This is a genomic window from Vibrio sp. 811 (assembly GCF_033339195.1).
Map to the genome: position 1 here is coordinate 68,155 of NZ_JAWOUB010000001.1, position 21,149 is coordinate 89,303.

Annotated in this window: 15 protein-coding genes; 10 read left to right on the forward strand and 5 right to left on the reverse strand. The window is 38.1% G+C overall.

Annotation, left to right across the window (positions count from 1 at the left end):
- Nucleotides 1-3: 3 nt before the first annotated feature.
- Genes R7Q46_RS00335 through R7Q46_RS00350 form a run of 4 tightly spaced genes read right to left on the reverse strand, consistent with a single transcriptional unit; the run spans nucleotide 4 to nucleotide 7,408 of the window.
- Nucleotides 4-2,991: an ATP-binding protein gene (locus R7Q46_RS00335; protein ID WP_240312159.1), complete on the reverse strand. Its 2,988-nt coding sequence runs from the start codon at nucleotides 2,989-2,991 to the stop codon at nucleotides 4-6.
- Between the two features lie 6 nt (nucleotides 2,992-2,997).
- Nucleotides 2,998-3,633 carry a hypothetical protein gene (locus R7Q46_RS00340; protein WP_080936791.1) on the reverse strand — a complete coding sequence of 212 codons (636 nt, stop codon included), beginning with the start codon at nucleotides 3,631-3,633 and terminating at the stop codon, nucleotides 2,998-3,000.
- Nucleotides 3,634-3,642: 9 nt separating this feature from the next.
- Nucleotides 3,643-6,408: a molecular chaperone DnaK gene (locus R7Q46_RS00345; RefSeq protein WP_318077195.1), complete on the reverse strand. Its 2,766-nt coding sequence runs from the start codon at nucleotides 6,406-6,408 to the stop codon at nucleotides 3,643-3,645.
- Between the two features lie 37 nt (nucleotides 6,409-6,445).
- Nucleotides 6,446-7,408, reverse strand: coding sequence for a helix-turn-helix transcriptional regulator (locus tag R7Q46_RS00350; protein ID WP_318077196.1), 963 nt, complete (start codon nucleotides 7,406-7,408; stop codon nucleotides 6,446-6,448).
- Nucleotides 7,409-8,317: 909 nt separating this feature from the next.
- Here R7Q46_RS00350 and R7Q46_RS00355 point away from each other — a divergent pair.
- The 10 genes from R7Q46_RS00355 (at nucleotide 8,318) to R7Q46_RS00400 (ending at nucleotide 20,392) form a co-directional block, all read left to right on the forward strand.
- Nucleotides 8,318-8,998, forward strand: coding sequence for a GGDEF domain-containing protein (locus R7Q46_RS00355; protein WP_318077197.1), 681 nt, complete (start codon nucleotides 8,318-8,320; stop codon nucleotides 8,996-8,998).
- A 528-nt stretch (nucleotides 8,999-9,526) separates the two neighbouring features.
- Nucleotides 9,527-10,279: a chromosome partitioning protein ParA gene (locus R7Q46_RS00360; RefSeq protein WP_318077198.1), complete on the forward strand. Its 753-nt coding sequence runs from the start codon at nucleotides 9,527-9,529 to the stop codon at nucleotides 10,277-10,279.
- An 86-nt stretch (nucleotides 10,280-10,365) separates the two neighbouring features.
- The gene (locus R7Q46_RS00365) at nucleotides 10,366-11,871 is read left to right on the forward strand and encodes a relaxase/mobilization nuclease domain-containing protein (RefSeq protein ID WP_318077199.1); all 1,506 of its coding nucleotides are present in this window, start codon (nucleotides 10,366-10,368) and stop codon (nucleotides 11,869-11,871) included.
- A 296-nt stretch (nucleotides 11,872-12,167) separates the two neighbouring features.
- Nucleotides 12,168-12,839, forward strand: a complete 672-nt coding sequence (locus tag R7Q46_RS00370) for a hypothetical protein (protein WP_318077200.1) — start codon at nucleotides 12,168-12,170, stop codon at nucleotides 12,837-12,839.
- 117 nt (nucleotides 12,840-12,956) lie between these two features.
- On the forward strand, nucleotides 12,957-13,214 hold the full coding sequence (locus R7Q46_RS00375) for a helix-turn-helix domain-containing protein (RefSeq protein ID WP_031778283.1): 258 nt from the start codon (nucleotides 12,957-12,959) through the stop codon (nucleotides 13,212-13,214).
- Between the two features lie 330 nt (nucleotides 13,215-13,544).
- Nucleotides 13,545-17,198: a hypothetical protein gene (locus R7Q46_RS00380; RefSeq protein ID WP_318077201.1), complete on the forward strand. Its 3,654-nt coding sequence runs from the start codon at nucleotides 13,545-13,547 to the stop codon at nucleotides 17,196-17,198.
- Nucleotides 17,199-17,723: 525 nt separating this feature from the next.
- Nucleotides 17,724-18,308, forward strand: a complete 585-nt coding sequence (locus R7Q46_RS00385) for an NAD(P)H-dependent oxidoreductase (RefSeq protein WP_046875431.1) — start codon at nucleotides 17,724-17,726, stop codon at nucleotides 18,306-18,308.
- Between the two features lie 10 nt (nucleotides 18,309-18,318).
- Nucleotides 18,319-18,885: a carboxymuconolactone decarboxylase family protein gene (locus R7Q46_RS00390; protein WP_318077202.1), complete on the forward strand. Its 567-nt coding sequence runs from the start codon at nucleotides 18,319-18,321 to the stop codon at nucleotides 18,883-18,885.
- A 76-nt stretch (nucleotides 18,886-18,961) separates the two neighbouring features.
- Complete coding sequence (locus R7Q46_RS00395; protein ID WP_318077203.1) at nucleotides 18,962-19,630, forward strand: DsbA family oxidoreductase; 669 nt, start codon at nucleotides 18,962-18,964, stop codon at nucleotides 19,628-19,630.
- A 222-nt stretch (nucleotides 19,631-19,852) separates the two neighbouring features.
- Nucleotides 19,853-20,392, forward strand: coding sequence for a peroxiredoxin family protein (locus R7Q46_RS00400; protein WP_318077204.1), 540 nt, complete (start codon nucleotides 19,853-19,855; stop codon nucleotides 20,390-20,392).
- A 79-nt stretch (nucleotides 20,393-20,471) separates the two neighbouring features.
- Here R7Q46_RS00400 and R7Q46_RS00405 read toward each other — a convergent pair whose 3' ends face one another.
- Nucleotides 20,472-20,837, reverse strand: coding sequence for a winged helix-turn-helix transcriptional regulator (locus tag R7Q46_RS00405; protein WP_031501609.1), 366 nt, complete (start codon nucleotides 20,835-20,837; stop codon nucleotides 20,472-20,474).
- Nucleotides 20,838-21,149 lie beyond the last annotated feature (312 nt).

Here is a 21,149-nt window from a genome sequence, read left to right on the forward strand (position 1 = left end):
TTCCTAGCCTCTCACTTTGATATCTTTTCTGAATTCATCTCGCTGATACATTGAAATGCGAGTTTCGCTATCTTCATTTAAGCATGAGAGGAAGTCATACAATGTACCTTCTCGGGTCTCTTTATCTTTTGCACTACTTGGGTTATAGCAACATAAAGAAATATATTGATACATAAACTCCCAGCCAAACTTCTCCAAACATTGAATAAGTCTGCGTCTATCTTTTTCTTTGCCTAACGTGTCATACCAGGCTTCTGCAATTTCACCATGAAGAAACTTTTCCACGTCATCAGTAGAAGGCTCCTCTTCTAATAGCTCTAAGCCCTGAATTAAACCTGACTTATAATTCTTTGCATAGTAAGCAAGAGCAAGTTGACTAATGTCACTAGGAGACACATCTTTTTCATTGGTCGTACTAACAAGTTCTTTGATCTGAACTTGAAGCGGTTTGCTCATACCTGAACTGGATAATATCACTCGGCCAGGTTCAAGGTTGGATAGAAAGTCTTTCTGTTCATCAGAAAGAGCCATCGTATTACCCACAGCTTCTTTGTCATCTTTTGCGAAAAGCTTATGAATGATCTTTGTGTTGGTATTTTTTAACACTTCTGGTGTGAGTTTATTTGGAATTTGGTCTACGATAATGAGTGATTCACCATACTTACGAACCTCTGCCAACATATCGGCAAACGCTTCAACACCTTGTTTCTTATTCTGGCTATCTCCTGGTTCAAATTTCGATAACAATCGGTGCGCTTCTTCGATCAAAGTAATGTGACGGAACTTCTTTCCTTCACTCTGATACTCATAATAATTAGCTCTAATCGCTTCATTTAAGTTAGCTAGCACAAAACCCATAACAAGCGACTTTTCACTTGGATTGCGAATTTCTTCAAGCTCTAAAATCACATTTTTAGTCGCTAAGTCTTTAAAGTTAATAGAGCGAGGGGTATCTAGCATTAGCCCTTTTGAACCAATAAGTAAACCTTGCAATCTAGCCTTAATGGAGCCTATATAATCTTGTTTCAGCCTGTCATCAAATCCCTGTTCCATAACGACTTGTTCAGTCATAGCAATCAGGTCGCTCAAGGTAGGGAACGCATAAACACCTGGAGCGAACGGATCATCAAATCGCTTGTTCTTAGACGTCGCAATATTCCAACCTTTATTCTCGTAGCTTCTATAGATTGAAGTTTCTATTAACTGAGGTATTGCCGCTTCCATATCAAAAGCAGATTCGATACTTGCTTTGATCATATCAACACGAGAAGTAATGTTTTCGTGCGGAAAAAACTCAAAAGGATTCAACCTGAAGGGGGCAATATTATCGTTACCAAGAGTAAAAATAAGAATGTTTTTGTTCTTCTTGGTTAATACCCGATACTCTGTTTTTGCAGGTTCTATTACCAAGAATGGCATTTTTGCTGACTCAAGTAAACGATGACAAGTCGTTGTCTTACCACTACCCGTAACTCCAGCGATAAAGGTGTGCTTATCAAGCTCTCTCTTGTCTATATTGACATCGATATTTTGATGTAAACCACTTTTCACTAGATTACCTAGATAGAGTTGGTTTTCATTTTCGATCTCTGAACTCACATTCAAACCAAACTCGACTTCTTCTTTCAGTGTTAAGCCGACTATCTCTTTTTGAGGCAAACCTGCAACTACACTCAACTCATTAGTTGACAACCAATTACACAAATAACGATTAAATGGCTTTCTAGAAAAAAGTAAATCTAGTTGCTGTTCATTGCTAATACTTCCATCAAGCGAATCCTTATAATTTTTTTTAAGCATGGGGAATTGGAAATTCTTTACTGCATTTAGCTCATTTGGATTGGCTACGTTCTTAAACGTTAAAGGTGATTTATTTATGTCCTCACCAGAAAATATAGATCGAGCTGTATTCCCAAGTTTTAGTACACTTGCTATCGAGTCAGAAAAAAGGTAAACATTAGATAAATAAAGGCCTTTATTTTTTCCAACCTGTACGCGTTTCAATAATACCTCATCAATATAGGTAAGCCATTCTTGTATTGATTTATCACCATACTCTCGTGACTCGCTTGATGACCTGCCTTTTTGATTTGATGTATTGCTACCCACATTTTTAGCAATTGATTTTGAAGTCGTTGTCCCTTTAGTTTTCGCTTCAGAACCATTTTGATGTTTATGATGGTCAATTTCAGCAGCGCTTCGTGAGGTTTGCTCGCTGCTACCAGTTTTGTTTGTTCCAGTAGTTATTGTTACTGATTTCCCTGTATTCTTAGTAATACTAATTCCGTCATTTTCCCCTGTTGAGGTAGTGTCAGTTGATCCTTCCGACGTGCCTTGAGTCGTTGAAAAATTATCGCCATCCTGAACACTTTTTTTCGATAGAGGCAAAAGCTTGTTGTAAATACTATATAACTGGCTCTCTATCTGATTGATTTCTCGTAGAGATAGAGGATCTGCCATTACCATCAAGCAGAAATTATCACCATTCATAATATCAACTAGGCGGTCAACCCCTTGGAATTGTTCATTATCTTCATGAACACTCGGTACTCCGTCTAACTTTGCTATATGAGCATACGACTCTATGGTGCTTTTTACTACGACACGCTCTACTTTATCTAGGCGCCTTACAACACTACCTCTAAAGTTACCTTCGAGTGAGGGCTTTAGAATTGATTCGCCTATATCATCAACATCAAGAACTAATTCACCTTTGTATTTTTTATCCTTAGCTATACCAAATAAGAAATTGACCTTTTTACCATCACTTAACAGAACATAGATGAATATAACCCCTTCAATGCTGAGTGAACTCAATACATTCTCAAACGCTTCTTTTCTCGGCGAGTCTTCATCAAAGGTGACTTCTTTTATGTGATATAAAGTAAAGTCATGGTCATTAAGCCAGGTTGGTTTCTCTAAGTATTCTCTGGATTCAACTTTATGCTCTGCTGTTCGAATTAGTTCTGCTAACGCTTTGTCTGACATCATAAATCCTTAGCGTAAATCCATTACAGCATCTTCTGCTTCTTCCACACTCATCGTTGGATTGGCAGTCTGATAAGCATTAACGAATACATTACTATGTCGGTGAGTATCCTCAATACTCAAAGAATTACCCAAATACTTTTGAACATCATCTGAATTTAAACCACTTGATTCATAAGATTTCACAAGGGCAATAACGACTGTCGGATCGATATCAAGCTCACTGATAGCGTTTAAGAATGGAATCGAAACATCTGCTTCCAATGCTTGCTCCATACCTTTTACGGCAATTGCAACACCAACAGCTTGACGTGTTATTACATCAACAGCATCAGTGCTAAGGTTTTCTTCATCAATGATTACATCATTTCGCAAATAATCGATGTAATCATTGATCTGTTCGAAATCTTCTGGCGTCTTTTCCGCTGCCATTGCCTTCGCGCCAAGCTCGTCTGCACGTTCGTTAGGTTTTAATACATCAGCCACCAGGCTGATGGCCTCTACTGTATTTACAACTTTCGGCAAGTTTTTACCAACAACTTCAATGACCATCGGGGCATACTTGGCAATCATGGGACCAATGCTAGATGCAATCTTGGTAATTGTTGTAATAATACTTGGGATCAGGGTCGGAGGAACAATCATTCTTTTACCTTATAGCTCAATACGTTGAATTTCGTTTAGGTATTGCTCTTTAACAATATCTGCTTCATTTGCCACGACATACTCGATTGCGGTTGGTGATACTAACTTAATATAAACAAGAGCTTCTTCATTCGTTACATCAAGCTTAACTACTTTCTTTTTAATGCTACTGTCACCTATCGACATCTGACCAGTGCTTGAACTTGGCTGTTCCGTAAAGAAGATTTCAAACGTGTCATAATAAGCATCTATGAAGTCATACCACTGATTTAACTTCATCTCTCTATCGATTAGAGGCTTGAATTTTTTCTTACGACTTTCACCCAGGTAGTATTTGAAGCGAACATCTTCATCTGCAATGTTATGATCGACAACTTTTACGCTGCCACCATCACGAGACTCGATAAGACCAAATGCAACGCCAGTTTTACCCGTAGGCTTCTCAACATCATTCTTATCAGTCCCTAAAGGAGCAAACAACTCAAAACGGCTTTCATCTTCAGATACGCCCATGTCTTGGTGCTGTATAGCTATATGTTTTTTAAATAGAGTATTTACAAAGCTTGACTGACTAGAATTACCAGCAAGGAAAATTTTCACATTATCGATATCTGTTAATGTAAGCCGACTGTTACTAAATGCCAAGCGTAACGCATCAAAGAAATTCTCAACTCCTCGTTCAATACGATCTGACAAGATTTGATTCAGCTCTTCTAAATCAATATCTAGAGCAAAAGCAGAGTGTCGAACACCATTAATATCTGTCAACGTCACTGAAAGCTCACCAGACGCATCGAATGAAAAGTCCTCATGCTCTTCCCAGAATGGACGTAAAGCAATACAAAGTTGCTTGGTGTTCATTCTTGCTTCTTGGGAGTTACTTAGGAGCTGCTCACTGCCTGCAAACGCATCTCTTTCTGGATGTTTTTCAAACTGAATGCCTTTTTCAAGCAGAGCGCTCTTGTTCTTTTTAAATACTTCAAAAGCAAGAAGCTCCAATAGGTTTTCTCCTCCTAAGAACTTGTCACCACCCGCACCAAAGTGTTCAATCACGTAGTCAAAGCGTCTTTTATCTTTGCGATCTGTTGGTTCGCTGTAGATGCCAAAATCAAAGTCTGTCGTGCCACCACCGAAATCAAATACGCCATAAAACACACGCTCATCACCTTCTGGATCAAAACCGTACTGTTGTAAAGCAGTCAATGCATAAGCAGCAGGTTCACTTGCACCTTTAGTCACAGTGACCTGGTTAATCGTTCCTTCGCCAAGTTCAGCAGGAAGCGACTTCTTAAGGCCTTTTTCAAAACTCTCGATAATCTTGTCACGGATTGGCATTTCATACGTGACAGGGAAAGAGAGAATGTAATCCATGAAGATACCGTTATTGAGGTTATTAATATACAAACCTAGGTAATAGGCATAGATTTCAATTGGGTTGAAATCACCATCTTTTAACTCAAGAAATGGAGGTAAATCGATAACCTTTCCATTCTGACCTACGATCTTGAGTTTTCTATTTTTATCACCCGCCCACTGCTTAATTTCATCTAAGAACGTGTTGAATTTGCTTGACTCACTACCTTGCATGGAGTTTTGTGCAGTGTGAGATATTGTTAGATCTTTCCAACGTGTATAAGGTTTGTTTGCTTTAGCGTTATAGGCACTCGTAAAGGACTCTAGATTGATAAACTCCATGATGGTTGGGTTTTCATAGTGATGAGAAGCAATCTCTTTACTAAGGTCACCAGTACCAATACGCATCGGGTGAATATTGATGTTATCTTTCTGATATACAACTACTGTGCTTTTTGTACCGAAGTCAATTGATACCACACCATCATTAATGCTTGTTTTTGGATCTCGTGCAACTAGCTTGGTTGGTAAATCGACGGTAATAGAAGCACTAGTATCTATTTCATCTTGCCACAATGACCAATGACCCAACTCGGTATCATCAAGGATTTTCTTATGGTAAGGGCTAATATCAGCCCGTATTGTATCTTCAATAAGAAGCGAATTAACTACCTTCTGCGTTACTGCCCTACCTATTACTTCATCAGCAATATTTGTATACTTACTGAAAAGGCTCTTATCTCCAAGATGGAATATCTTTAATAGGGTTAGATAATCTTCATTATTTTTAAGCTCTACGAACTTAAAGCCGCGCTTGAGAATCTCAATAAATAGTTCTCTATTAGTCATTGCTTTAACATCAGACGATAGGAATGGAATTGGCATTCCAAACGCACACTCATGGAGCTTATTATGATCACACAGAAAACCCGAGACATGATCATTAAGATCATACAATGCGCGGTTATATTGATATGGCCTACCATTAAATGTTTCAAACGGAACACTACTTAGAGTAGTTAGACTTAACAACTCTTCTTTGTTTGGGATTGACCACTCATTGATTGGATCTAAAATTATGTTGTTTATGTCATCTTCAACATAACTTAATTCTGTCCCTGCATCATAATCCTTAAAGAAAGACGGCTCTGACTTTATAAACCAAAAGCCAAGTACCGACTTATCAAAATATATGTCATTATCTAAACTGACCCAGCGTTCTGCTGACATTTCGTTCTGAACAGACTTGTAGCAGCGATTGAGTAGTTCGAGTATAGGACTAAAAGACTTTGCTTTCTTTAGAAACAGTTCTATATCTCTTTTCAAAATTGCCTGAAATGTTCGATCAGTTTCATCGAATAAACCTAGCTTTTCTGACAGTTCAGGAGTTAATCCCCATTGAGATACAAGTTTAGTATTCATATTTGTTCTCGTTTTAGTTTTTTAAACAGTTAACAGATTAGTTATCGATACTTGTTAAGCACACATCCCAAATATTTTCATTGAAGCCATCTAACCAATGCTGGAGTTGCTTCGAACGAACTACTGTCGCAAACACGTTATAATGTTTGTCTGACTCAGTAATAGTTTGATCTGTGGACAATGGTGTTTCGGTAAGATGGAAACCAGCTTCCTTTGTGATAGAGAACGACAGAGAGCACTTCTCCCCTTCACCAAAACGAAACCTGCCATCAGCATCATACTGACTTAGCTTGAATGTTTTGGGGCGCTCAAATGTGAACGTCGAACTAGCCGCTTTTGTAATTCTATGAATGGCTAAACTACGCTCATTATCATATCCATCAAAACGACAAACAAGGTAAAGTCTATGCCCTTGTTGCGCTAACCCCAAGGGCATCACTATTCCTGACTTATGTTCTTGTCGAGCATTATAGTACTCGATGTTTAATAGACGATTATGATAAAGCGCGTTGCTAATTTCTTGAAAAACACAGGAGTCAATTTTAGGTGGAAGTAAAGGTTGAGTTTCACTAACAACAGCAACTTTTTTTAACCACTGACGCTCCTTACTATTGATTAAGCTAGGATTAAGTTGGTATTTAGCTTCTTGGAAGAACCCATCAAGTGACGAAAGTAAGTTAGCTGGTAGAAGATGCGTCAAATACTCTTGGGACAATGCCAACAGTAGCGCTTCTTGAGGTGTTAGGTTTTGTAACGCCAGACTTTCACTGTTTCTATCCCACCGATAACCATATGGCTTACTACGATCATCGCGCACAATATCAAAATGTTCGCAAAGCATCTCCAACGTCCGTTGGACACTTCGCAAATCACGTACTAAACCTATTTGACACAGTTGTTCATGTAGTTCTTTTGCTGTAGTTTGATGAAATTTAGGAATACGCTTCAAAATTTCAAACGCAATTACTAAAGATTCTTGGGTGCTTGCTCGCTTAGCCATCTGATCCAACTTGTATAGAATATGATGATTCAAAAGATATCCGACTCATTGTGAAGTTCGTGAACACTACGCGTGAAACGGATAAATTTCATACAACACATTGATTTTTTTATTTATAATTCTAAATATTAATACGCTTTTTGTTCTTTTTATGCAACTATGAGTTCGCCACTTCGCCTGGCAATTCAACAAAATGAAGAGTACATCAACTTCTGACATAATGTGTCGTATATAACCTGGCCAGGTCCCCTTAATCTAATTCAGTTAATATCGAGCAATGTGCATATATCCAAAAAAACGCTAAATGAAAAGCAAACCATTGCCATTTTAAAGGGAGCGAAAGAAGGTATTTCAGCCCGAGCGCTTTGCGGCAGGCTTTGAATCTAGGATGGTTTACATACGCTGCACTGGATGCCCTCTGAAGCTCGTCTAAAAGCACTAAAAGAGGAAATGCCAGACTCAAAAAGTTACTGGTTGAGAAACTGCTAGATGCTGAAGCCCCGAAGATTGCTCTCCACCAAAAGTACTGACCGCAGATGACAAGCTCAAGGTTGATAAAGTCCCCCTAAAAGATATCGCCCTTTCTAAGCAGATAGACTGTCTATTCTTCAGTATTCAACACGTATCAATACGTTATTAAACCACAAGCGAATTTACCTCTTGAACTATCATTAGGCGTAATGGTCAACAAACGAAGACAGAAAAAGTTACATGAACGCAAATCAATCAATATCTCGATATGGATTACAATAAGAATCACCTCCACATAGCTCAGGTTTAGATCAGCTCTCTATGCAAATTAAAATCTGTTATTGATACTTCTGTTGGATAATAAGCAAAACAAATACGACACATTACGACGTAGTACTATGTATTCTCAACGCCTGTGTTAAAACTGATGTTGGGTGAATGATGGTATTTGATTCTATTGAGAGACACGAAGACAGAGTTAACTCTCGCTACGAGAAAACACTGCAAGAAACGATTTTTCATTTAGAGCAGAAAAACAAAGAACTTATGCAAAAAATCACGCAACTTGAATCACGACTTAATCATGATTATCTAACAAAGCTTAAGAGCCGTGAAGCTGCCCTGAACGCTATAGATTCGTCTTTGAAAAACAATGAGATTCATACTATAGCAGTAGTATTTATGGATATGGATAATTTAAAATTAATCAATGATTATGGTGGTCATATCTTAGGTGATGAGGCGTTGAAACTCTTTGGTTCAACTTTAAAATTATTAGAAAAGCCTGCACACTGCATATCCCGTCTAGGAGGAGACGAATTTATTGCGATCTTACCAAATTACACAGAAAGTCAAGTACATGAATGGTGCTTGGCACTAGATGAATTACTTAAACAAACCAACCCACTGAGCTTCAATGCACAAAAAATCAAAGTTACAGTTTCAACAGGATATTATTTATACGACAAGCACTCTGATAACCCAACTAAAACCAGTCAGGATATGATTGAACTGGCTGATTCTTCTATGTATGTGTCTAAACGAGAAAAGTTTACAATAAGGAAAAGAACTCCAACAACACAGACGATTCAACATATAAACAAACCAATAACATATTAGGCCTCGGTTAATAAACTTATTATTATCTTATCAAGATAACATTAAAAATTATGATTTTTATACCTATATTCAACCAAAAATTAAACCATAAAATATAGACACCCATAAGAAAAACAATTTAATTTACAAAAAATAAATAGCATACTAAATAGTGCGTGAAAAATATAAATAGCATCTACTTTGTTATTTGAAAATTTAAAACAAATCACCTTTCATCATATTAAACAATCTAAATATTTATATTTATTAGTGCGATAGCTTTTAAAACAACCAACAAATTAAACCCTGGTTATATACAGTGAAGAATAAAAATAAATTATAATTTCATAGTATTTATGGTTATAATATAAGAAAAAAGAAATTAACAAGCGGATACTGCTCTTCCCTATTTGTTCCAAATAGCGAAGCTTGTAGTTTTAGCCTCCTGCTAGTCGGTTGCGCTAACATGCTTCGCAGTTATCGCTAAGTCGCACGCTGTTGCTCTACAGATAATAAAAATAAAATAATAATAAAAAGAGAAATAATAAAATGAAGCTTTCAGAAAAAGAAGACTTAAATAAAATAATAAGAGAAGTAGTAGCTAACACAAAAAGAGAAAATAAAGATAAGCTAATGGCGCTTATCGAGCAAACAGACTACAACTTAGAAGAATTACAATTTATTGTACCGTCTTTACTTCCGCAATTTTCAAACACATCAAAAATTACATTTAGTTCTCATGCGCATTTTTGCAACTTCATAGTAAAAAGTATTTACGCTAAAAATAATGCAGATAGCTTTAACGATGATGTTGTTACTGAATCACTTCGCATCCTCGATGCAGTGAAAAACGGATTCAAAGAAGAGCGCAAAGAAACTAAAGACTTATACAATATTGCATTAAAAACACATATAACAGCAGAACAGCACGAGCGCTTCATCGCTAACAAGAAAAGTTACAACTACCGATCTAACGCCGCTTTTCTTAGAGACGTAGCTTTAAATCAAGTCGAACCACGACCAAACAATAGCGAAGCGTATTCAAACTACTTTAAAGAAACTAAAGAGTTATCAAAAGCACTACAGGTACTTTCAGAAGACATTGAAGATGCTGACAGCGCTAAGATCGCTAAACTAAGTAAATGCATTAAAGAGCTTAAGAAGAGCGTTGACGCTACACGCAAGCTAGCAATAGATTCTCACTCATCAGCAACAGCTAAAATACTAGCTTTTAAATACTTATCTTCGCGTCAGTTAGATGAGATATGCAAACAAAAGATACTAGAAGAAGCTGAATTATAAAGCCTAAATTCCCTCCTTATTTTGAAGGAGGGTTTATCTACCTTTCCTATCCTTTCTCACTAACGATAATAATAAAGAGACAATAAATGGTATTTACAGAATTAGAATGCACAAGAAGTCAACAGACAGCCAGGGACGCACAGAACCTCGTTGAGTACGGCGCTAAACAAAAAGACGCAGACAACCTCGTGAAGTACGGCGCAGGTAAAACAAAACATGCTCCTGCATCAGAAGGACACTCATTCTTCATCTGCGCTAACGAAATCGAATCTATCCCAGTCAGCATGGGAGAACTAGCCACTGGTGCGGACTGGCACGATGCTATCACTGAACTGCAAAGCAGCTATAAGCACAACCCGATAGTCAAGCACCCTTTCCGCCACTTTGTCATCTCTATAGACGAAGGAGAGTACCTCACAGACAAGCAGTGGCGTAAAACAGTAAGAAAGACTATGAATCGTCTTGGTTACAAAAACGCACGCTACATCGCATTTAGACACGAAGATACTGATTCTCAACACGTACACATAACAGCATCAACACAAGATCTGGAAACAAACAAAGTGATATCAAATTGGATGGCTGTAGAAGCTGCTCAAGAAATCATGCGCGAACAAGAAAAAGAGTACGGATTAAGACAGCTAGAAAACTCAGCATCAGTACTAGCAAAAGGCGAAGCAGTCACTTCTGACAAGTACTCTCACTCAGTTAAGTTGATGATGAGACGCTTAGTTGAATCAAGCATTAAAGAGCTACCGATGCTCGTGCAATCCAGAGCAAACATGCTCAAGAAACTAGGTGTAAGCGATGAGCACACCACTAAGTCGAGCTTAGCTCTTTATCAAATAGCACTGCTAAAGAACGGCGTTGAGATAATACTTAAAGAAGACAGAAGCAACGAAAAATTCGTTGGTCTTGTTTACAAATACAATGACTTCATCATACCCGCTTCTAAGCTCAGGAGCGGTAACAAGTTCACTCTCGGCGGCTTGATAAAATCTGGTGTTCTAGTAAGTGATGCAAACATTGTAAGTAGCTATGACAATTCACAATTTGAAAATTTCGAAATCAGAGAAATATTTGAATCGCAAAAAGATTTTGCAGAGCAAAGATTTGAAACAGTAAGAAGAGATGCTGAAGCACATGCCAATAAAGTAAAGAAGCAAGCTGAAGAATGGGATAAGCACATGTTTAACTGCTTCATTATCTCATGCAGAAAGCAGTATCAAAAAGAGATAGAAAATGCGATTGATTTTTGGCTGTACCACGGTAAGCGCATCAACAAACGCAACAAAGCTTTCGTTCACACAATTTACGAACAAGAAAAGGGCATTTACTCTGCATCTAAAACGCTTAGTAAATTCTTCTATCATCTACTACTAATCTTCTTCGAACTGAACAAAAAAAATCACTGGGAATTAAAAATCACCCCAGTTGCTAAACACGAAGACCAAGAGCCAGCAATAGAACAAACCATTGAAAATATAGAAAAAGCGTATAAAAACGAAGGAGTTATTGCTGACAACAAAAAGCAGAACATAAGACGAAACATCAAGAAGAAACCAAAAGATATCGCTGAAAATACATATTAATTTAAAAAAGAGGGCTGAGGCTCTCTTTTTATTTTAACAAAATAAATAACAAATAATTTATTATTTAAAACCACCAAATTAAACAATAATGTTCAATATAGATAATTACATTATGATTGATATTATAAATTTAAATGATATGATTAAAATATAACAATAATAAATATAATAATAAAAAGATAATAATATGAGTATTTTTTAAAAAAATAAATAATGAACTAACTGATAACGTTACAGCTCCTGCGAAACAGAAAAAGTCTCCCCTCCCCCGCTTTCAGAAAAACAAAAGCGGCAAGATGCTTTACATCATTGTTAGAGATCCAGAGCTAACAAATTCGAGCGGCAACGCAACGCATGTAACATTAATAAAGCTACCAATAACAGCTCCTGCATGCCCTCGCTCAATAAAAGACTTAATTGCAAAGTTCGGTACTGAAGAAGCTAAATCAGGAAAGTACGAAATCACTGAGCACAACTTTGAAGAAATCATGTCTCACTTTAAACCAGCCAATTCGCTATACAAGAATTATAGAAAAGAAGAGCTGCATCAAAAGCGAGGTGTTGTTATCAACGAAGAGAAACACTCTCTTTGTGCAATAGCTGCGAAACTGCATGAAGCTGTAGAGATGTTTGACGAGCTAGAGAGTGAAGATGAGATTAATGCTGAAGAAGCGCAAGAGCTGCATCAAGCGCTTTACAGAATGACTTTAAGACTAAATGCAGCGAAGTTCCCTGCTGTTATGTTCAATGACTACGTACTCAGTCTCGGCGACAGCAATAACTTACAAGCTATAAAAGCGAAAAGAAAAAATATTGCATCAATCTCTGATGCATCAAGCTTAAAAAGATTTGCACCCTACGCTAGTACTTTAACGCCTTTCAATTATAAGCCCAAACCGAAAAAAGCAGGAGAAGATGCTCAAAAGCTAATCGCATACTTAGCGAAAGCAGAAGCAAACACAAACTAGAACCAACAGCCCCATCGGGGCTGTTTTCTTATTCTCACACGCTAAAGTTGCCTTTTACCCTTGACTGGGGGTAAAACTAAAACTACCCTCGATAGCGGGTAAATACGAGGAATTGTTATGTTGATAACATCGCCGAAGCAGTTAGCAATACATCTTCGTGATGAAAGAAGACACAAAAAGCTGTCTCAGACTAAAGTTGCTGATCCAGTTGGACTTAAGCAGGACACCGTTTCTAAGTTTGAACTTAATCCAGAAACCACCAGCATTCAGACATTGTTTCGTATCTTATCGTCGCTAAATCTTGAAATGCATATTGTTCAGAAAAGCGAAAGTATCTACCCGAAGTCGTATGATGATGACGGAGAGAAATGGTGAGTCAAGTCATTCCCACGCATGGGAATACACTGAAGTCGGCATGCTTAACGAAATCGAGTGCTGCCGAAACTCTAGCTCACAACTGGACAGAAGTGTGCTAGTGGATTTGCTAATTTAGCATTTAACGGATTATGTGGGGTACTGCAAACCTCTACCTATTGGCCAAATTCACTCATCTACTACTAGCCAAGCATCAGAATGCAACCTTCCCAGCAATAGCGACTTCGTTACGTTTATTGGAAAAAGCACACAATAACAAGTAAATTTTGATGGAGTAACCATCTGATTTACTTCTACTACTTGAGTGAAATTTGCTGTCCTTCTGGTAATATGAAAGAGCCTTTATTAAGAGGTCAAACTAGTCAATCTATAAAGTTCAAGTTGGTTCCTATGCAGAAAAAGTCAGTAACTAAGCCACCACTATATCAAGGCCACGCTCTTTCATTAAATCAACTTACGCCTGAGGACTTTGAAGACTTTACTTATCAATGCTTAATCATCTTGAGCGAGCATATCGGCCTCGAAATGCAAAGTGGCCGTCAGCCTGCTGCTGATCAAGGTTTTGATTGTGTTGCAAAAACTCTGGATACCAACAGTATCGTTTGCATACAGTGCAAACGATACTCAAGCACTAGCTTGAGTGTGGATCTTACGGCTAAAGAGATCATTAAAGCTGCATTAGATGCGGCAATCAACGGTTCAACAGTTGAGCAACACTACATTATCACTTCAGGAACAGTAGCTGGTAATTTAAGAATAGCTCTTAGGCAGGACAACTACACAGATATTAAATCTAAGTGTAAAGAAATCATTTCCAAAGGTGATTTTCAGCCTAGTTTGCTCAACAAAGTAAAAGAGCTAGGGTTATCAAGTTATACCTTAGTTTCCGACTACTTGGACAACATTAAAAAACTGATAGTTTGGTCTGGTACCGATTTTACAAATAACCTCTTAATCGTATGGGATAAGCTAACTAATATCATTGAAAAACACTATTCTGTTGAAAGAGTATTAAAAGATTCACCTACGCCTAACTTTAATACAGTAGAGTATTGTGAAAAAGTAGCTAATAAAGGAACTCGACTTGTCGGGCTTTGGTATAGCCATAGTAACCTACCGAATAATCTGGTTAGCAACACACGTGTAGAGACAATAGAAAACGGTTTCCTGTCAACCGAAGACATTGCTAATCTATTGAGAAGTGGAAACAACGTCGTTCTCTCATCATTGGGTGGCAGCGGTAAGTCTAGTACTTTAATCAACTTAGCTAGTACGCTAGTTAAAGATGCATTCGATATAGAATTTTTGCCTGTACTTATAAAATTAAGAAGTTACTCTAGAGGTAACTTAGAAAAATCCATCAATCAATCACTTGATATTTCTTATGGTTCATGGAGGAGTTTACCCTACAAATGTATATTACTTCTTGATGGATTAGACGAAATGATTCAAAGCGATACACAGGCTTTTTTTGACGAATTATCAGCAATAATTGGTAATAATTCTTTTATTCTATCATCAAGAAACACAGGTGTTTCCGTAGAAACTCTTGCTGAAAAGGTTGATTACTGTCTTGAGATCAAGCCTCTATCCTATCGGGATGTTGTAAATATTTCTTCAAAATCAATGCTAGAAAGTGAGCAAAGTGAATTTTGTAATCTATACAGAAACAAAATAGGAAGTGTTGGATTTAACTTTTTATTCTCTCCATTTGCTCTATCACTCTCGATTAAATACTACCAAGATCGTAGGAAATTGCCTGAAAATTTAAACGAAATTATTGAAAACTGGATTTCTTCTAAAGTTAAACTTGATAAGTGTAGGATCAAGAATGCATCTCTCATTGTAAATAAACTACCCTATTTTAAAGTGAAAGAAGCTTTTTCACTTGTTACATATAAAGCCATATTTCAAAAGGGCTTAACCTCTCTGTCAGAAGCTGATTATTGGGAGCTTTTGGGGGAAACATATAATGAGCTGACTAATCAAGGTTTATCTGTAGCGAAGATGTTGAGCTTTGAGTCATTCTTGGAGTTGCTTGAACAGCATGAAATATATGTCAAGGACAATGATGGTGTTTACTCCACGCCTCATAAGATAATCTCAGAATACTTAGCGTCGATTGAGTTAAGCAAAAACTGGAGAAGCCATAAAAATAGCTACCTACACTCTGAATATGATATTTGGTTATATTGCAGCACATTCATTAACAATGAAGAAAAACAAGAATTTATTGAATTTATGTTCGAATGCGATCTTTCACTAGCGACCAAGGTCGCTAAACAATATGGCGGGGATTTTATAGAGTTTGTTGAAGGAAGAATACTCGAACTAGAACAAAACTTTGAAGTAATAACTAGAAGTGATGCTATATATTCTCTTGGTATTTTGGGGACTCAAAAGTGTATTGAACGGCTCAAATCTAGTGAAGGTTTACTTGATCCTCATCACCAATATCAGCGACGAAGAGCGCTAGCGATCAATGGAGACCGTGACACACTGATTAGCATTCTCGCAGATAACGAGATCAAGGCACAGATGCCTATAAAGATATCAGGAGGTGAATATGAGATTTGGTTTCAGTGTCCTCCAACTCTTATTACTGAGATCGCTAGAGAGCGTCTGAATACTTGGAAAAATGATCAAACCACTCCTGTTTGTATGAGCCTAAGAACCTTGAGAATTTTTGGTGATAATTCTGATATTTCTAACATCAAACTTATATTGCAGGAAACATCAAAGGAGCAAGAGTTTAATGATGCTGTCGCAACTCTTTACAGTATAGATAATGAATGTCTGATAGAGTCGCTAGAACTATTGGCAGAACCTTCAAATGACAAGTCATATTGGGCAAAGAAAAACCTCACAGCACTTAATTTTAATTGCAATATTGATGATGAGATCACTTTTTTTATTGAGCAAGGGCTGAAGTCTCAAGAAGAACTAAATGACCAGAGCTATATGTATGGAATGCATAGCTTCGTTGAGTTCATCTGCAAGAATAAAATAACTGATGAACATATTGAAAAGCTCATTAGTGCGTATAGAAAACTAACTTTTTCAAGTGATTTTTATTATTGCAATCTATTTTGGTATATCGCTAATTCCACTAAATCTGATAAATTTATGCCCTTGGTAGAGTCCGCTTATTTGCGAAATAATTCTTCGGAGATAAATAATGCTATCGCTTATCTAGCAAAGCTTGACTCTCTTGATATAAGTCAAAAGTTAAAAAACAAGATAGACGATTATTTTAAATCACTAGATAGAGAACTAAAAGGCATTTATCACAACTACATCCACTACTACTTTAAACATGGTTCAAAAGATTTAGCAAAGAGCTTGCTTATTGACGAATTTAATAGCACATTTGGTAATCTTGATCCCCAAACGATAACTAGAGAACAATATATTTCATTTGATTTCCCTAATGCCTCAATTTTTAACATACTATCTAAATACGTGAGTGACATTGATTTCTCCATAGAGATGTCACTAAAGTTCCTGTTAGTATGCAGTGAACACATGGCTGATATAGCCTTGTCAAAATATAGCATATTAAATAAAATAGATAGAACCACACTAGACAATTATGCAGAACAAATAAAAGATGATTCTGTTAGAGTTTCTGAAGTAAGTTACTTGCTTAAAAATAATTTATCAAGCATGCCTTTAATACAACTGGAAAAGTATCTACCATACTTTCTTTCCCACCATATGTACTATCCGACATTAGAGGCTTTATATAATAAATATTGGAATGATAATTTAGCCCGTTCCTTTCTAACGAGCTTTATCACACATAACTGGAGTGATGTCTCTGCTCAAATGTTTGATAAATACATCAACTTCTTTTTGACCTTATTTACTAAGGAGCAGTTAGAGGAGTTTGAAAGTCAACGCACTACGGATGTGAACGTTTATATCGAAAGGATCTACAGAATTTGGCTTGGCTCATACAAGGTACACTACCAAAAACTGTAGAGACCTTTGATTCAGTCCTTGCTTTTTGCATGGCATTACTCAAAGTATTGCAAAAGCCTCATGTGCAAGTTTGGGGAGCGATTAGTGCTGACAAGCTTTGGGGTAGATCCGAACTAGCATAGAAATTAGTTCAACATCGGACAGAGTTGAGTTTCGAAAAATTTAACATTAGCAATTCAGATATTACTACTGGTATGCAAAGCGTAATCGCTTTTGGCTAACTCCATTATTTACTTCCTATACACTATTTCTACGAAGGTCCATTCGTTCGGTTTTGTATGGTAACCAGACAAATAATGGCAATAGGTATGCTTGGGATATACTTTGACTGCCCTATTCATCCACCTCAATGCAAAAAATAAAAATAATATTAAACAGTTAGTTAATCTGTATTCGATTGACATTCATGGTGGTTACCAAAAGTTAACTAATTGAACTAGAAATGTAGGTAACCATAATAAACCGCAAGAGAGCAACATCGTTGGTCACTCTCTAAAACAGTCAATCATTAAAGGGTTAATTATCATGAGTAACGTTCTAGTCATTAACGCGCACGAGCCATCTCCATTTTCTGAAGGTAAGCTAAATGCCGCTTTGGTTGAGAAAGCTCGCACCAAGTTAGAATCAAAGGGTCACGAAGTTCGCGTAGTTACGATGCAAGACGACATCGTGGTTGATGAACAACTGGCGCATTTTGAGTGGGCAGACCGAGTCATTCTTCAGTCACCAGTCAACTGGATGACGATCCCTTGGTCTTTTAAGAAATACATGGATGATGTATTTACCGCTGGTATGGGTGGTGCGTTATGTGCATTTGATGGTCGGACACCAGAGGAACCAAAGAAAAATTACGGCACTGGCGGTACTTGTACAAATACGAAATACATGCTGTCTTTCACATTCAATGCACCAGAAGAGTCATTTAATGACGATAGCGAGTACCTATTCCAAGGTCGTAGTGTTGATGACTTGATGTTCCACATGCATGCCAACTTCCGCTTCTTTGGCATGTCTGCACTGCCTACTTTCGCTTGCTATGATGTCATGAAAAACGCCGATATTGAAAACGACTTCGCTCGCTTTGAAGCCCACCTAGACGCCAACTTCTAAGGAAATTGTCATGAGCACTGAATTTACTTACTACAATGCAAAAACGGCCCCTGAAGAGTCTAAATCGCTGGTAGAACAGTCGCAAAAGGGCTTCGGTATGCTGCCAAACCTGCACGCCGTTCTTGCTGAAGCACCAGCAACTTACGAAGCATATAATACTGCCTTTGATCTGTTTATGAAGAACACGACATTAAGCCCACTAGAGCAGCAAGTGGTCTTTATGACCGCAAACTTTGAAAATAACTGTCATTACTGTGTTCCTGGTCATACTTGGATGATGAAAGCGGGCAAAATGCCAGATGAAGTGATTGAAGCGTTGCGTGAAGGTACAGCTATCCCTGATACAAAACTGCAAGCACTGCATGATTTTACCAAGGCTCTGCTTGATGACCGTGGTCATATTGGTGATCAAAGACTGCAAGCATTTCTGGGCGCTGGCTTTACCAAACGTCAAGCACTGGAAGTTCTGACGGGGTTGTCTGCAAAGCTTATCTCAAACTTCACCAACGCATTGGCACATACTGAACCAGATGCGCCATTCCAAAAGTTTGCGTGGACGCACCCTAGCGAGCGTTAATCTAAACAAGTAGTAATCAAAAGCCAGTCAAAGCACTGTTACCATATGGTTACAGTGCTTTGCGTAAGGAGCCATTTTGAACAACACAGTTAAAATCGACATCATTAGTGATATCGTCTGCCCTTGGTGCATCATTGGCTACAACCATTTAAAAGCTGCGATTAACGAGCTTGGAATTGAAGATCGCATCGATATCGAGTGGCAACCGTTTGAATTGAATCCTGACATGCCTGCTGAAGGTGAAAATCTTCGTGAACACGTTTCACGCAAATATGGCAGCACAGTAGAAGAAAGTAAAAATGCGCGTATTCGCATCGCTGGCATCGGTGCTGAACATGGCTTCGAGTTTAACTACTTTGATGACATGAAGATGGTGAACACGTTTGACGCACACATTCTACTTGATTACGCCAAAGGCTTTGGCAAGCAAACTGAACTAAAGATACGTTTGTTTACGGCTTTTTTCAGTGAACAGAAAGACATCTCTGACCGTGAAGTTCTAAAGCAAGAACTTACCTCTGTCGGTCTTGATGCTGAAGAAGGCATGTGGTGGTTAGATGATGTTCAGCGACGCGGTGCGATACGTACTACAGAGAAGCAATGGCAGACAATGGGGATTTCAAGCGTACCAACGGTGATTTTTAACCGTGAATCTGGCGTTTCTGGTGCGCATCCCGTTGAAGGTTATAAACAGTTCTTGGCTGAGCTGATAGCTAAAGCAGATGCAGATGCAGATGCAGAATAGGTCATTTCCCTTTGTTCTCACACCACTGTTCACGAGAAATTGGATGAGTGGTGTGAGAACAAAACCGAAAGCAAATTCAAAGCAGTGGAACGATCGTTCCCAGTTGTTACTTATCAGGTACTGAGTTTCTTAACTAGGTTACTAAAAGTAGACTAATTGCAACTCGCCTCATCCTGTCTTACTTTTTACGACTCAGTCGTCAGATAAATCCAAGGAGCTGAGATGGCATACTCACAAAAACTCAAAGCGGGTGACACTTTCCCTACATTAGAGGCAACAACACTGGATGGGAAGAAAGTCAGGCTAGGCCAGCCTCAAGGCGATGAAACATGGCAAGCGGTGTTTGTCTATCGTGGTAAACATTGCCCACTTTGTACCAAATATCTCAATGAAATAGAGACTTATAAACAGACCTTTAGTGATGCAGGCGTGGATATTCTAGCTGTCTCTGGGGATTCGAAACAACAGTTAGAGCAACACCTGGAAAAGCTCGATATCAGTTTTCCAATCGCCTATGGTCTTACTGAGCAACAAATGAAGACTCTGGGACTTTATATATCGCTACCACGCTCTGAAGCCGAAACCGACCATAACTTTGCGGAGCCAGGACTATTTGTCGTCAATGAACACGGTAATTTGCATGTGGTTGATCTATCAAACAACCCATTTGTAAGACCAGAGTTAAGGGCGCTGACACGTGGTTTAGCTTGGATTCGAAATCCAGAGAACCACTACCCTATTCGTGGGACACTAGACTACTGAGTCTCCAGACCAAAATATGAACAGGGCAACCACATATGGTTGCCCTGTCACACAGTTCGAGTAGAGATTGTTACTCCAACTATTTAAGCTGTACATTGTTGCTTTCAGACCATTTTCTCAATTCTTCAAGAATCGTTAGAGCACTTTTGCCAAACTCAGTCAGTTCGTAACTTACGGCTAATGGCTTCTCATTGAGTACGCAGCGTATCACCATATTTTCACTCTCTAGCTCTTTTAAGCGCTGGTCTACCATCTTCTTACTTGCACCGCCCAACATTCTTGAAAGATCATTAAATCTCACAGGGCCATCTTTCAGATGGTAGATTATTGAGCCTTTCCATTTTGACCCCAAGATCCGCATACCTTTTTCTATCGCACAAGGCTCCTTACAGGCATCAACAACACTTTTACGCCCTTTGGCGTCAACTTCAACTTTTGCTTTCATACAGCCTCGCCAATCCAGAAACTAGATAGCTGTAGTTTCACTCGATGACATGAAACCACAGTGCTTTGACCTATGTACCACGTCATAGTAATACTAGAGAACAATCGAATTAAATTCACCTTAGTCATCCATCTTGCATGCTCACTACGAGAACTAAGTAACCTTTGGGTTATATCAGTATCGCCGTTTTATCTACCAAAGACGTACTTAGCTTTCCTTCTGAGAATAACGGTAACCCATAAGCATTGATGATAGGGGCGTTACTCATTATTAGTGACTCCGCAAATAGAGTGAATATATAAGTGAACGCTA

Bases quoted from the DNA above. Each gene is read 5' to 3' on its own strand.
- R7Q46_RS00335 (WP_240312159.1), bottom strand. From the start codon at position 2,991: ATGATGTCAGACAAAGCGTTAGCAGAACTAATTCGAACAGCAGAGCAT.
- R7Q46_RS00340 (WP_080936791.1), bottom strand. From the start codon at position 3,633: ATGATTGTTCCTCCGACCCTGATCCCAAGTATTATTACAACAATTACC.
- R7Q46_RS00345 (WP_318077195.1), bottom strand. From the start codon at position 6,408: ATGAATACTAAACTTGTATCTCAATGGGGATTAACTCCTGAACTGTCA.
- R7Q46_RS00350 (WP_318077196.1), bottom strand. From the start codon at position 7,408: ATGGCTAAGCGAGCAAGCACCCAAGAATCTTTAGTAATTGCGTTTGAA.
- R7Q46_RS00355 (WP_318077197.1), top strand. From the start codon at position 8,318: ATGATGGTATTTGATTCTATTGAGAGACACGAAGACAGAGTTAACTCT.
- R7Q46_RS00360 (WP_318077198.1), top strand. From the start codon at position 9,527: ATGAAGCTTTCAGAAAAAGAAGACTTAAATAAAATAATAAGAGAAGTA.
- R7Q46_RS00365 (WP_318077199.1), top strand. From the start codon at position 10,366: ATGGTATTTACAGAATTAGAATGCACAAGAAGTCAACAGACAGCCAGG.
- R7Q46_RS00370 (WP_318077200.1), top strand. From the start codon at position 12,168: ATGCTTTACATCATTGTTAGAGATCCAGAGCTAACAAATTCGAGCGGC.
- R7Q46_RS00375 (WP_031778283.1), top strand. From the start codon at position 12,957: ATGTTGATAACATCGCCGAAGCAGTTAGCAATACATCTTCGTGATGAA.
- R7Q46_RS00380 (WP_318077201.1), top strand. From the start codon at position 13,545: ATGAAAGAGCCTTTATTAAGAGGTCAAACTAGTCAATCTATAAAGTTC.
- R7Q46_RS00385 (WP_046875431.1), top strand. From the start codon at position 17,724: ATGAGTAACGTTCTAGTCATTAACGCGCACGAGCCATCTCCATTTTCT.
- R7Q46_RS00390 (WP_318077202.1), top strand. From the start codon at position 18,319: ATGAGCACTGAATTTACTTACTACAATGCAAAAACGGCCCCTGAAGAG.
- R7Q46_RS00400 (WP_318077204.1), top strand. From the start codon at position 19,853: ATGGCATACTCACAAAAACTCAAAGCGGGTGACACTTTCCCTACATTA.
- R7Q46_RS00405 (WP_031501609.1), bottom strand. From the start codon at position 20,837: ATGAAAGCAAAAGTTGAAGTTGACGCCAAAGGGCGTAAAAGTGTTGTT.